This window comes from Bradyrhizobium sp. 199, assembly GCF_023073355.1.
Taxonomy (GTDB): Bacteria; Pseudomonadota; Alphaproteobacteria; order Rhizobiales; family Xanthobacteraceae; genus Bradyrhizobium.
Window position 1 is genome coordinate 511,485 of sequence record NZ_JADPJI010000008.1, and the last position, 11,880, is coordinate 523,364.

The window sequence follows — 11,880 nt, forward strand, 5'->3', positions numbered from 1 at the left end:
GCATGATCCGGAAAAGTGTGCAGCGGTTTTCCGACAAGATCATGCGCAAAGAGTAAGACGCTTGAGAAGAGACACGAAAATGAACGTCAATCCATCCGCCACCCCGCCGCTTGCGCCCGAATTGATCGCGCAATTCCGCAACATCGTCGGCGAACGCCACGCCATCACCGATGCGACCGACATCGCGCCTTACCTCGCCGAAGAGCGTAATTTGTTCCACGGCCGCTCGCCGCTGGTGCTGCGCCCCGGCTCGACGGCAGAGGTCTCGGAGATCTGCAAGCTGGCCTCCGCGCACAACATCGCGCTGGTGCCGCAGGGCGGCAATACCGGGCTCGTCGGCGGGCAGACGCCGCACAATGGCGAGGTGGTGGTGTCGCTGCGGCGCCTGGACAAGATTCGCGAGGTCGACACCGCCTCCAACACCATGACCTGCGAGGCCGGCGTGGTGCTGCAGATCGCGCAGCAGAAGGCCGCCGAGGTCGACCGGCTGTTTCCGCTGTCGCTGGGCGCGGAAGGCAGCTGCACCATCGGCGGCAATCTCTCGACCAATGCCGGCGGCACCGCCGCGCTCGCCTATGGCGTGGCGCGCGAGATGGCGCTTGGGCTCGAGGTGGTGCTGGCCGACGGGCGCGTGCTCAATTCGCTGTCGAAGCTGAAGAAGGACAACACCGGCTACAATCTGCACAACCTCTTCATCGGCGCCGAAGGCACGCTCGGCATCATCACGGCGGCAACTTTGAAATTGTTTCCGAAGCCGCGGGCGGTCGAGACCGCTTTCGTCGGGCTGAAGTCGCCGGCGGCGGCGCTCAAGCTGCTCACGATCGCGCAAGGCGAAGCCGCCAATGCGCTGACGAGCTTCGAGCTGCTGTCGGAGATGGCGGTGGAGTTCTCGGTCAAGCACGGCATCGACGTGCGCGATCCGCTCCAGGCGAAGCATCCCTGGTACGTGCTGATGGAATTGTCCGCAGCCAGCGAGGATGCCCGCACGCCGCTGGAGACGATCCTCGCCCGCGCCATGGAGGAAGAGATCGTCGACGATGCCGTGATCGCGTCGAGCCTCACCCAGCGCGCCGGCTTCTGGAAGCTGCGCGACGAAATGTCTTCGGCGCAGAAACCGGAAGGCGGCTCGATCAAGCACGACATCTCCGTGCCGGTCGCGGCCGTGCCCGAATTCATCGCCGAGGCCGACGCCGCCGTGGTGAAGCTGATCCCCGGTGCGCGGCCGGTGCCGTTCGGCCATCTCGGCGACGGCAATCTGCACTATAACGTCAGCCAGCCGATCGGCGCCGACACCGCCGATTTTCTGGCGCGCTGGCACGAGATGAACGCGGTGGTGTTCGCGATCGTGCTGCGCATGGGCGGCTCGATCTCGGCCGAGCACGGCATCGGCGTGCTCAAGCGCGACGAGCTGCCCGTCGTCAAGGACAAGACCGCGATCGAGCTGATGCGATCCATCAAGGCAATGCTCGACCCGCATGGAATCATGAATCCGGGGAAGGTGCTGTGAGCGCCCTTGCGATCTCTGCGATCACCGATGCCGATGTCGAGCCCGTTGTCGCGCTGTGGCAGCGCTGCGGCCTGACCCGGCCCTGGAACGATCCACACGCCGACATCGCTTTGGCGCGGCGGCGCGACAATTCCACCGTGCTGATCGGCCGCGACGATGGCGCGATCGCGGCAACGGTCATGGTCGGCCATGACGGCCATCGCGGCTGGGTCTATTACGTCGCGGTCGATCCTGACAGCCAGAAGCGCGGCCATGGCCGCGGCATCATGGCGGCGGCGGAGGGCTGGCTGCGCGCGGCCGGAATCGCAAAACTCCAGCTGCTGGTCCGCCGCGAGAACGCGCCGGCCAGTGCGTTCTACAAGTCGCTGGGCTTTACGGAATCCACCTCGGTGATGTTCCAGAAATGGCTCGACGACCGGGAAACCACCCCAAGCAACTGAGATGCGGCCGCGAACGCAGCTGCGCCCCTCGGTCCGTTTGCGGGGCGAGGTAAAGACAACGGAGAGGCTCCATGACAATTGCCGACCGCGTCCGCATCAAGGACGTCCGCGTGCTCTCGGACGGCTGGACCCCGCTGAAGACCACGACGTTCGACTACCGGCGCGGCAATGGCGCGTGGCAGACGCAGCACCGGGAAACCTATGAGCGCGACAACGCCGCGGCCGTGCTGCCGTACAATCGCGCACAGCGTACGGTGATCCTAGTGCGCCAGTTCCGTCTGCCGGCCTTCATCCGCGGCTACGACGATCTCCTGATCGAGGCCGCCGCCGGCGTGCTCGACGACGCCGAGCCCGAGGAGCGCATCCGCGCCGAGGCCGAGGAGGAGACCGGCTATCGCCTGCACCACGTCCACAAGGTGTTCGAGGCCTTCATGAGCCCGGGCGCCATCACCGAGAAGCTGCATTTCTTCGTCGCCGAGTACGAGCCTTCGATGCGCGTCAGCGACGGCGGCGGCCTGGAACACGAGGGCGAGGACATCGAGGTGCTGGAGCTCTCGATGGACGATGCGCTGGCGATGATCGCCGACGGACGCATCATCGACGCCAAGGCGATCATGCTGTTGCAGTACGTGGCGCTGCATGTGTTCAGGTGAGCTCGCGCTGGCGCCTCTCACCTCCCTGGAGGATAAGAGGCACCGCCGACGCCGCTTCACCCTCGTCTGCAATCCTGTCCTGCGTCCACCCTCCCCCCGTTGAGCAACCCGAAAACTATCTCTAGTCTGGCCCCAACCAAGAACCAGGAGACGCGCCCATGTCCGCTCCGCGCGACGACGAATTCGGCTTTGCGCCCGACTACGATGCCCCCGTCCCCTATATGCAGCGCACGCGGGATTATTACGCGGCGATCGGCTACACCACGGCGTACCGCTGGGCGCGTTACACCTCAGCGCCGTTCCAGCCGCTGAAGAAGCCGCTGGCAAAGTCGCGCGTGACCATCGTCACGACCGCTGCGCCGTTCGATCCCGCCAAGGGCGACCAGGGACCCGGCGCGGCGTATAACGGCAGCGCGAAATTCTACGCGGTCTATGACGGCGACACCTCGAAAGCGCACGACCTTCGCATCTCGCACATCGGCTACGACCGCAAGCACACCACGGCGACCGACAACGGCACCTGGTTTCCGCTGCCGCAGCTCTTGAAGGCGTCCGCCGCCGGGCGGATCGGCGAGGTCGCCCCGCGCTTCTTCGGCGCGCCGACCAACCGCAGCCATCGTGTCACGCTCGACACCGACGCGCCGGAGATTCTGGCGCGCTGCCTTGCCGACGAGGTCGATGTCGCGCTGCTGGTGCCGAACTGCCCGGTCTGCCACCAGACCACCGCGCTGGTGGCGCGGCATCTCGAAGCAGGCGGCATTCCGACCGTGATCATGGGCTGCGCCAAGGACATCATTGAGCACGCGGCGGTGCCGCGCTTCTTGTTCAGCGACTTCCCGCTCGGCAATTCCGCCGGCAAGCCGCATGATATCGCCTCGCAGGCGCAGACGCTTGAGCTCGCGCTCACGCTGCTGGAGACCGCGAGCGGCCCGCAGACCACGATGCAATCGCCGCTGCGCTGGAGCGAGGACGCCTCCTGGAAGCTCGACTACAACAACGTCGCGCAGCTTTCGCCGGAAGAGCTGGCGCGCCGCCGTGCCGAATTCGACAAGCAGAAGGAGATCGCGCGCGGCAACCGCGCCGCCTGACGTCCTCCGGTAACGTCAAGCAAACAGGGGAGAGCGACGTGACGCGACCATTCGAGGGCGTGAAGATCCTGGACTTCACCCAAGTGCTGGCCGGCCCCTATGCAAGCTACCAGCTCGCGCTGCTCGGCGCCGACGTCATCAAGGTCGAGCGGCGCGAGGGCGAGGACATGCGCCGCACGCCGCTGTCACGCGAATGGGCCGAGCGCGGGCTCGCGCCCGCGTTTCAGGCCATCAACGGCAACAAGCGCAGCCTGACGCTCGATCTGCAGAAGCCCGAGGCGATCGCGATCGTGAAGAAGCTTGCGAGCCAGGTCGACGTCGTCATGGAGAATTTCCGCCCCGGCGTCATGGACAAGCTCGGCATCGGCTATGAGGCACTCTCGGCGATCAATCCAAAACTGATCTATTGCGCGGTGTCGGGATTCGGCCAGACCGGCCCGGACCGCCTGCGGCCCGGCTATGACGGCAAGATGCAGGCGCTGTCGGGCATCATGGCGATCACGGGCCATCCCGAGACCGGACCGACGCGGGCGGGCTTTGCCGTGTGCGACGTACTTTCGGGCGCGACCGCCGCGTTCGGCGTGTCGAGCGCACTTTATCAACGCGACCGCACCGGCAAGGGCCAGCTCATCGACGTCTCCATGCTGGAGGCGACGCTGGCGTTTCTGTCCGGACAGATCGCGGACTGGTCGGTTGCCGGCCATCGCCAGCAGCTGTCGGGCAACCAGGCGGTCAGCCGCAGGACCACGGCGAACCTGTTCAAGTGCGGCGACAGCCACATCCTGCTCGCCGTCAACAACGAGAAGCAGTACCGCGCGCTGATGAGCGCGCTCGGCCGCGAGGACACGCTGTCAGATCCGCGCTTTGCCGACTGGTTCGCGCGCAACGAGAACGAGCCTGCGTTGCGCACCATCATCGAGGAGGCGCTAGCGGCAAGATCTGCGCGCGAATGGGAGACCATTCTGGAAGATGCCGGGGCGCCCTGCGCCAGCATCTGGAAGGTCGAGGAAATCATCGACCATCCGCAAATCAAGGCGCGCGGCGCGATCCAGGAGCTCGATACGCCCTATGGCCGCCTGCGCTTTGCCGGCAGCGGCTTCAAGCTCGCCCATGGCGGCGGCAAGCTGGACCGGATGGCGCCGGAACTGGGTGCGGATACCGATGCGGTACTGGGCGAGCTGGGGTTTGATGCAGCAGAGATTGCGGGGCTGCGAGCGAAAGAGATTGTGTGAACGGCGGCGCCGCTTAAAACAACGACCCCTGCCCGTCGTCCGCCGAGCCAACCGCCGCCTTCCGCGCCGCCTTCTTCGGCTTGGCCGCCTCTGCCTCCGCCGCCATCTCCTCCGCGCTGATCGGCAGCACGAGCTGCTCGTCGTCATTGGCGACGCGGTTGACGCGGGTGGAGACCGGGTGCCAGGCGAATTCGCCGCGGCGCGGGGCGGTCATCAGCGGCAGGATCGCATCGACCTCGTCGCCGCGAATATCAAGCCAACATTCGAAATCGCGTGGGCTGATGGTGACGGGAACGCGGTCATGCAGCGTCGCAAGATCCTGGCCCGCCGCGGCTGTGACGATCGCAACCGTGTCGAGCTCCTCGCCGTTCGGCCCGGCCCAGGTCTCGAACACCGCAGCGAAACCGAGCGGTGCACCGTCGGAACGGTGGATGAAGAAGGGCTGCTTGCGGCCGTCCTCCACCTTCCATTCGTAATAGCCATCCGCCGGGATCAATCCGCGCCGCCGGCGAATAGCCCTCTTGAAGGCGGGCTTCTCAAGGATCGTCTCCGAGCGGGCGTTGATCAGGAGCGTGAATCCGCGGGGATCCTTGACCCAGCCGGGCAAGAGGCCCCAGCGCATCAGGCGGAAATGGCGCGCGCCGTTCTCGGTCCACACGACCGGAATCGGTTGTGTCGGCGCCACGTTGTACCGAGGCGGGAAATTCGGCTGCTCGACATAGCCGAACAGTTGCCGCAAGGCCGCGGGGGCCGAAGTTATGACAAACCGTCCACACATCCCAAGGCGTCTATATAGGGTCCGTTCAGGTCCTTTTAACCCCGAACGTTAACACTGCGGCTGATGAGCTCAATGGCCTCCCAACCCGCGCGGACGCACGTACAGACGGGCCCCGAGGCCTCCGCCTGGGCGGAGCGGCTGCGCGTGGCCAACATCAATCCGCGGACCGGGCTTGCCACTGACTATCTCAACCATTTCAATGAAGCCGTGATGCTGCTCGAAATGGTCCCCGACATGCCGGAATGCGCCGAAGATTTTTTGACCTGGTCGCCGCTGTCCTATGCCGAGCATTTCACGGCGTCGAATTTCAAGGCACGCGACCTCGCGATCGAAGCCTATGAGAAGGCTGATCCCAACGTCCGCGCCCAGTTCGACCACCTGACCGATACCATGACCTCGATCCTGACTGCGGTCGGCTCGGCGATGCGCGAGGTCGAAAAGGACACGACGCGCATCCGTCTCGCCGAACAGGCCGCGCTCTGGGTCAAGCCGCTGATCGCGGCCTGCGGCGGCATCATTCATGGCGGGGCCGAGGCCGACGTCGATACCATTATGGCGAACTGAACCAGGTCCTTTCAGAACACGTCCTTTCAGAACAGGTCCTAAGAAAATGGTTCCGGTCGTCCAGCCCACCCATCCCCAGCTCGCCGTCAGCGCCGCCATTTTCCGCGACGGCAAGGTGCTGCTGACCCGCCGCGCCCGCTCGCCCGCCAAGGGCTTCTACTCGCTCCCGGGCGGCCGGGTCGAATTCGGAGAATCGCTGCACCAGGCACTGAGCCGAGAGGTCGATGAGGAAACCGGGCTCGACATCGCGATCGTTGGCCTCGCCGGCTGGCGCGAGGTGCTGCCGGCTGCCGCGGGGGCCGGCCATTACCTGATCATGTCGTTTGCCGCCCGCTGGGTGGCCAAGGAGCCGGTCCTGAACGACGAGCTCGACGACTACCGCTGGATCGCGCCCGACGCCTTGGCTGGCCTCGGCGACCTCAAGCTGACCGGGGGGCTGGAAGAGGTCATCCAGTCCGCCGCGCGCCTGATCGGCCCCTGACCGCCTTGCGCCCATCGCCCCGAGGGGGCATACAGCCCGCCGATGTCCACGCGATTTCTCGCCATTTTTGCCCTGATTCTCGCTTGCGCTTCTGCGCCCACGAGGGCCCAGGACGTGGCGGCGCCGTTTGACGGCGATTTGCAGCGGCTGGCGGAGATCCTCGGCGGGCTGCACTATCTGCGCGGCATCTGCGGCTCCAACGAGGGCAACAAATGGCGCAACGAGATGCAGGCGCTGATCGATGCCGAAACCCCCTCCGGCGAGCGCCGCACCCGCATGATCGCGGGCTTTAACCGCGGCTATAACGGCTTTCAGCAGACCTACCGGAGCTGCACGCCGGCCGCGACGGTGGCGATCCGCCGCTATATCGACGAAGGCTCGAAGATCTCGCGCGATCTGACGGCGCGCTACGCGAACTAAGACTCTCTCCGGAGCACGCGCAGCGCGAGCCATTCAACCGCAAAGTCCGCCGCCTGATGGATTCTCAGGTGCGCAATTGCGCACCATAGTTCGCTGCTTCGTCGCGCCCCGGAATGATAGCGGCTGGAACTCTGTCATCGAGTTTGTTCACAGCCGTTAACCGTTCTTAAAGATGTGGCCTAGCGGTCGTTAACGCTCGTGCTACACCTCTCGCACAGCGCATCGCCGTGGATCGCGCCCCAGCCCTGATCGAGTTTCATGAGCCAGCCGATTTCCTACGCCCCCGCACGCGCGCCGCTGCCCGATCACGAGCAGAAGCAGGCCGCACTGAGCTATCTCAACGAGGCCTGGGCCGAAGCGCGCCATGACGGCGTCGACGGCGACTGCCTGGCGCAGGCGAGCCTGTTCGCGGCTTTTGCCGAGCTCGTCGGCACCTATGGCGAGGATGCGGTCGCCAAGTTCGTCGAGGGCTTTCCCGGCCGCATCCGCAACGGCGAATTCTCGGTCGACATCTGCAGGCAATAGGCACTGCCGAAAAATGAACCCGCCACGCGGACGGGGCCAGTTGACGGACGTAGCGCGCGGGAACGTGCTCTCTCCTCACGGTTCGATCTTGAGTGTCGCTTTCATGTTGGGATGATAGCGGCAGTAATAATCGACCGTTCCCGCCTTCTTCAGAACTGATGTCGCCGATTTCTTCGGTGGCAGCGTCACGTCGAAGTCGCCGTTCTTCGCGGTGGCGGTGTGGGCGAAGACGTCCTTGTTGATCCAGTTGATGGTATCGCCGACCCTCGCCGATATCTCGGCCGGTGAGATCACGAGATTCTCCATCGTGATCTCGATGGTTGCGGCGTGTGCCGGGGCGACCATCGCCGCAAGGACAAGCACTATCGCGATCGAAGGCAGTCGCACCGGCATCATTGCTATCTCCTATTTCAGCTCGGCCGCGACGTGCTCAGCGTGCTGCTGATGCCCCTGGAAAATCTTCAGGCCGGTTTGCAGCAGGCTCTTCAATTCGGCGTTGTTCGCCGACGGAATCAGCTGGGTCTCCAGCGCGCCATTGACTGCCTTATGGTAGACGACTTCGTTGGCGACATAGGCCTTGTCGAACGCGGCACCGCTCAGCTTGTCGAGCTCGGCCAGCTTCTCGCTCGCCTGCTTGGACAATGCCTTGCTGGTGTCGTTGTCTTCCGGCGTGACGTTCAGCTTCTTGACCAGCGCAAGCGCCTGCTTGTTGACCGCTTCGTGGTCGCGCAGCATGTCCTCGGCGAACGCTTTCACGTCCTTGCTCTTCGCCTTCTTCTGAGCCTGCTTGGCGGCGTTGATGTCGATCACGCCCGCGGTGTAGGCGATGTGGGCGATCTGCGGATCGGTGGGCTTGTCGGCGGCAAGGGCGCCTTGCAGCAGCGCGGGGCTCGACAACAGAATTGCCGCGGCGATCGCCGCGCTCCATCGGATCAACATGGTTTGATACTCCTGTGCTGCCGGACGGTTCGCCGGCGCGTTGCTTCACAGGGGTTGGATGGGACTTTCGCGCAAACGTTCCCGAAAAATTTCAGCCGACGCCAATCAGCCGACGCCAAGGCGCGCGAGCACGGCCTCTGTCAGGCGCTCGCAGCGCTGCCCGGCGAACGGAAATGCATCCATCAGCACCGGGCCGATCTTCTTCTCGACGTTCTCACGCAGCATTGTGCGGCCACGGTGCAGCCGCGTCTTCACGGTCTCGGGCTTGATACCGAGCAGCTCGGCCGTCTCCTCCATGCTCATCCCTTCCATCACCCGCGCGACGAAGACCATGCGGTAGACGTCGGGCAATTCATCGATCGCGTATTCGACGACGCGCTGGATCTCGCGTTGAGCCATGGATTTTTCCGGATCAGTTGCGGCGGACGAAAGGGGAAACTGGATAATCTGCGCTTCGAGCGTGGCCTCCGGCAGCGATCCCAGTTCGACCTGCGGCCTTCGACCGCGTGCGCGTCCGAGCGCTTCGTTGATGGCAATGCGCGATAACCACGTCGACAGCGCCGACGCGCCAAGAAAGTCGTCGAGATGTGTGAATGCGCGGATATAGGTCTCCTGCACCACGTCCTCGGCCTCACTATCGCTGCGCAGGATACCGCGGGCAAGCCTGTAGAGCCTGCGGTTGTTGGCCTGCATGATCTCGCGCAATGCGGCTTCGTCCCGGCGCCGCGCACGGTCAATCAACTCGGCTTCCGATGTCCTGACGGCGGCGGACAGGCCGGCTGCGGTCCGTGGCATGGCGATTACCCGCTCGTTTCGTCTCACTTCGGACATTGGATGCAGGTCCAGGGGAAAGGTTCCCAATTTTTCTACAACTCGTCCGTCTCGATCGGCAGCGCCGGATCCCTCGCCCATTCACCCATCGAGGCGTCGTAGAGCGTCAGCTTGTCGTAGCCGAGCTGCGTCAGCAGAAACAGGTCGATCGTCGCCGAGATGCCGCCGCCGCAATAACAGATCACATTCTTGTCGCGCGTGACGCCTGCCGCCGCGAATTGGGCTTCGGCATCGGCAAGGCTCGTCAGCGTCTTGTCGGCGTTGGCGAGGGCCGCAGCTGATACGTTGACGCTGCCGGGAACACGGCCAGGCCGGCCGTAGCGGCTCGGCTCGAGGCCGCGATGATACTGCGGACCGAGCGCGTTCACGATGATCGTCGAGGGATCGCCGATCCGCGCTTTCACGGCGGTCTTGTCGACGAAGAAGCCCGCGCGCGGCGCGGCCTTGAAGGTCGTCGCTGGATATCCCTTCGGTGCGCCTGTCTCGACCGGGCGCCCCTCGTCCTCCCATTTGTCGTAGCCGCCATCGAGCACATGCACATCGACGCCGAGCGAACGCAGCATCCACCAGAACCGCGTCGACCACATCATCGTGCCGATACTGTAGAGCACAATGATCTTGCCTGCGTCGAGGCCGTGGCGGCCGAAGGCCGCCTCGAGTTGGGCCACGCCGGGCATCATGAAGAATTGCTGCGCGGAGGCGTCGGAGAACTCGCCTTGCAGGTCGAGAAAATCGGCGCCCGGAATGTGGCCGGCTTCGAACGTCTTGTCACCCGGCACCGCGCGGTACGGCACGTCGCTGCCCGGCGGCACTGGCTCGTTGTAGGTCGTGCAGTCGTAGAGGCGCAGGTTGGGATCGCCGAGCATGGCGGCGAGCTGCTCGGTGGTGATGAGGGGCGTCGGTTGGGGCATCGGACTGCTCTCCCGTTCGAGGGAGTGTAGCTCTCTCCACTCGTCATTGCGAGCGCAGCGAAGCATCCAGACTACCGCCGCGGAAAGACTCTGGATTGCTTCGCTGCGCTCGCAATGACGAATGTGTGACAACACCGCGGCTACGGCTACTGCTTCAGCGTCTCCAGGAATCGTACCGGCTCGCCTTGCGCGGCCGTCACGAGTTCGCCCTGCCACATCACGCGGCGGCCGCGGATGAAGGTGCCGACGGGCCAGCCTGTCACTCGGACGCCATCATAGGGAGTCCAGCCGGCCTTGGATGCCACCCATTTGTTGGTGATGGTCTCGCTGCGCTTGAGATCAACGACGGTGAAGTCGGCGTCGTAGCCGGCGGCGATGCGGCCCTTGCAGGCCATGTTGTAGAGGCGCGCGGGGCCGGCGCTGGTGAGGTCGACGAAGCGCGCTAGGGAGAGCCGACCCGCGTTGACGTGATCGAGCATCAGCGGCACCAGCGTCTGCACGCCGGTCATACCGGAGGGCGAAGCCGGATAGGTCTTCTGCTTCTCCTCCAGCGTATGCGGGGCATGGTCGGAGCCGAGCACGTCGATGATGCCCTGCTCGATGCCGCGCCAGATGCCGGCGCGATGATCGGCTCCGCGCACCGGCGGGTTCATCTGCGCCAGCGTGCCGAGCCGCTCATAGCATTCGGGCGCGACCAGCGTCAGATGATGCGGCGTCGCTTCGCAGGAGGCGACGTCCTTGTGGTCGCGCAGGAACTCAATCTCTTCCTTGGTGGAGATGTGCAGCACGTGGATACGCTTGCCCGTCTCGTGCGCGAGCTTGACGAGCCGCTGCGTCGCCATCAGCGCCGCGGTCTCGTCGCGCCATACTGGATGCGAGCGCGGATCGCCCTCGATGCGCAGCGATTTGCGATCGTTGAGACGGTACTCGTCCTCGGCATGGAACGCGGCGCGGCGGCGAATCACCTGGAAGATGCGGCGCAGGCTCTCGTCGTCCTCAACCAGCAGCGCGCCGGTCGAGGAACCGATGAACACTTTGACACCCGCACAGCCCGGCGCGCGCTCGAGCACCGGCAAATCCTGCACGTTCTCGCGGGTGCCGCCGATGAAGAAGGCGAAATCGCAATGCATGCGGTGATGGGCACGCTTCACCTTGTCGGTGAATGTGGCTTCCGTCACGGTCAAGGGAGACGTGTTGGGCATCTCGAACACGGCGGTGACGCCGCCCATCACGGCGCTGCGCGAGCCGGTCTCGAGGTCTTCCTTCTGCTCCAGTCCGGGCTCGCGGAAATGCACCTGCGTGTCCATGACGCCAGGCAGGATGTGCAGGCCCTTGCAATCGATCACCTCCGCGGCCGAGCCCTGCGACAGCGGGTCCAGTTCGGCGATCCGGCCGCCCGTGATGCCGACATCGCGAACACCCTCGCCGTCCTGATTGACAACAATGCCGCCTTTGAGGATCACGTCGAAACGCTGGGTCATGGCTGAAGGCCCCTCTCATCCCCAAGCGCA

General features: G+C 64.9%; 15 protein-coding genes. 9 read left to right on the forward strand and 6 right to left on the reverse strand.

The features are described 5' to 3' along the window. The first annotated feature begins 79 nt into the window (after positions 1-79). From IVB28_RS24860 to IVB28_RS24880, 5 genes are all read left to right on the forward strand, one after another. Positions 80-1,507: an FAD-binding oxidoreductase gene (locus tag IVB28_RS24860; protein WP_247529690.1), complete on the forward strand. Its 1,428-nt coding sequence runs from the start codon at positions 80-82 to the stop codon at positions 1,505-1,507. Then, entirely contained in the window at positions 1,504-1,947 is a 444-nt protein-coding gene (locus IVB28_RS24865) for a GNAT family acetyltransferase (protein ID WP_247529691.1), read from the forward strand. The genes IVB28_RS24860 and IVB28_RS24865 overlap by 4 nt, the downstream gene beginning before the upstream one ends. A gap of 71 nt (positions 1,948-2,018) precedes the next feature. Further along, entirely contained in the window at positions 2,019-2,600 is a 582-nt protein-coding gene (locus IVB28_RS24870) for an NUDIX domain-containing protein (protein WP_247529692.1), read from the forward strand. Between the two features lie 158 nt (positions 2,601-2,758). Next, positions 2,759-3,688, forward strand: a complete 930-nt coding sequence (locus tag IVB28_RS24875) for a glycine reductase (RefSeq protein WP_247529694.1) — start codon at positions 2,759-2,761, stop codon at positions 3,686-3,688. 38 nt (positions 3,689-3,726) lie between these two features. Beyond that, positions 3,727-4,920: a CoA transferase gene (locus IVB28_RS24880; protein WP_247529695.1), complete on the forward strand. Its 1,194-nt coding sequence runs from the start codon at positions 3,727-3,729 to the stop codon at positions 4,918-4,920. A gap of 13 nt (positions 4,921-4,933) precedes the next feature. On the opposite strand, the gene IVB28_RS24885 is transcribed toward IVB28_RS24880, so the two are convergent. Further along, positions 4,934-5,698, reverse strand: coding sequence for an SOS response-associated peptidase (locus IVB28_RS24885; RefSeq protein ID WP_247529696.1), 765 nt, complete (start codon positions 5,696-5,698; stop codon positions 4,934-4,936). 63 nt (positions 5,699-5,761) lie between these two features. Between IVB28_RS24885 and IVB28_RS24890 the strand changes: the two genes are divergently transcribed. The 4 genes from IVB28_RS24890 to IVB28_RS24905 all read left to right on the forward strand — a co-directional run bounded on the left by IVB28_RS24890 (position 5,762) and on the right by IVB28_RS24905 (position 7,688). Continuing rightward, entirely contained in the window at positions 5,762-6,262 is a 501-nt protein-coding gene (locus tag IVB28_RS24890; protein ID WP_247529697.1) for a hypothetical protein, read from the forward strand. A gap of 46 nt (positions 6,263-6,308) precedes the next feature. Continuing rightward, complete coding sequence (locus tag IVB28_RS24895; RefSeq protein WP_247529698.1) at positions 6,309-6,743, forward strand: NUDIX hydrolase; 435 nt, start codon at positions 6,309-6,311, stop codon at positions 6,741-6,743. Positions 6,744-6,785: 42 nt separating this feature from the next. Next, positions 6,786-7,163, forward strand: a complete 378-nt coding sequence (locus IVB28_RS24900; RefSeq protein ID WP_247529700.1) for a TIGR02301 family protein — start codon at positions 6,786-6,788, stop codon at positions 7,161-7,163. A gap of 258 nt (positions 7,164-7,421) precedes the next feature. Next, positions 7,422-7,688 (forward strand): hypothetical protein, encoded by a 267-nt coding sequence (locus tag IVB28_RS24905; protein ID WP_028134933.1) that lies wholly within the window; start codon positions 7,422-7,424, stop codon positions 7,686-7,688. Between the two features lie 75 nt (positions 7,689-7,763). Here the strand turns inward: IVB28_RS24905 and IVB28_RS24910 are convergent, their stop codons facing one another. The 5 genes from IVB28_RS24910 to IVB28_RS24930 form a co-directional block, all read right to left on the reverse strand. Next, positions 7,764-8,084, reverse strand: a complete 321-nt coding sequence (locus IVB28_RS24910; protein ID WP_247529702.1) for a cupredoxin family copper-binding protein — start codon at positions 8,082-8,084, stop codon at positions 7,764-7,766. Between the two features lie 9 nt (positions 8,085-8,093). Then, the gene (locus tag IVB28_RS24915; RefSeq protein WP_247529703.1) at positions 8,094-8,627 is read right to left on the reverse strand and encodes a DUF4142 domain-containing protein; all 534 of its coding nucleotides are present in this window, start codon (positions 8,625-8,627) and stop codon (positions 8,094-8,096) included. A 105-nt stretch (positions 8,628-8,732) separates the two neighbouring features. Then, positions 8,733-9,422 (reverse strand): RNA polymerase sigma factor, encoded by a 690-nt coding sequence (locus tag IVB28_RS24920; RefSeq protein ID WP_247530164.1) that lies wholly within the window; start codon positions 9,420-9,422, stop codon positions 8,733-8,735. A gap of 71 nt (positions 9,423-9,493) precedes the next feature. Beyond that, a complete protein-coding gene (locus IVB28_RS24925) occupies positions 9,494-10,369 on the reverse strand; it encodes a sulfurtransferase (RefSeq protein WP_247529704.1) in 876 nt (291 codons plus the stop codon). A 146-nt stretch (positions 10,370-10,515) separates the two neighbouring features. Beyond that, positions 10,516-11,850, reverse strand: a complete 1,335-nt coding sequence (locus IVB28_RS24930) for a dihydroorotase (protein WP_247529705.1) — start codon at positions 11,848-11,850, stop codon at positions 10,516-10,518. Between the last annotated feature and the right edge of the window lie 30 nt (positions 11,851-11,880).

Coding starts and splice junctions, on each gene's coding strand:
- IVB28_RS24885 (WP_247529696.1), bottom strand. CDS start 5,698: ATGTGTGGACGGTTTGTCATAACTTCGGCCCCCGCGGCCTTGCGGCAA.
- IVB28_RS24875 (WP_247529694.1), top strand. CDS start 2,759: ATGTCCGCTCCGCGCGACGACGAATTCGGCTTTGCGCCCGACTACGAT.
- IVB28_RS24920 (WP_247530164.1), bottom strand. CDS start 9,422: ATGCCACGGACCGCAGCCGGCCTGTCCGCCGCCGTCAGGACATCGGAA.
- IVB28_RS24890 (WP_247529697.1), top strand. CDS start 5,762: ATGAGCTCAATGGCCTCCCAACCCGCGCGGACGCACGTACAGACGGGC.
- IVB28_RS24860 (WP_247529690.1), top strand. CDS start 80: ATGAACGTCAATCCATCCGCCACCCCGCCGCTTGCGCCCGAATTGATC.
- IVB28_RS24915 (WP_247529703.1), bottom strand. CDS start 8,627: ATGTTGATCCGATGGAGCGCGGCGATCGCCGCGGCAATTCTGTTGTCG.
- IVB28_RS24925 (WP_247529704.1), bottom strand. CDS start 10,369: ATGCCCCAACCGACGCCCCTCATCACCACCGAGCAGCTCGCCGCCATG.
- IVB28_RS24870 (WP_247529692.1), top strand. CDS start 2,019: ATGACAATTGCCGACCGCGTCCGCATCAAGGACGTCCGCGTGCTCTCG.
- IVB28_RS24900 (WP_247529700.1), top strand. CDS start 6,786: ATGTCCACGCGATTTCTCGCCATTTTTGCCCTGATTCTCGCTTGCGCT.
- IVB28_RS24905 (WP_028134933.1), top strand. CDS start 7,422: ATGAGCCAGCCGATTTCCTACGCCCCCGCACGCGCGCCGCTGCCCGAT.
- IVB28_RS24895 (WP_247529698.1), top strand. CDS start 6,309: ATGGTTCCGGTCGTCCAGCCCACCCATCCCCAGCTCGCCGTCAGCGCC.
- IVB28_RS24910 (WP_247529702.1), bottom strand. CDS start 8,084: ATGATGCCGGTGCGACTGCCTTCGATCGCGATAGTGCTTGTCCTTGCG.
- IVB28_RS24930 (WP_247529705.1), bottom strand. CDS start 11,850: ATGACCCAGCGTTTCGACGTGATCCTCAAAGGCGGCATTGTTGTCAAT.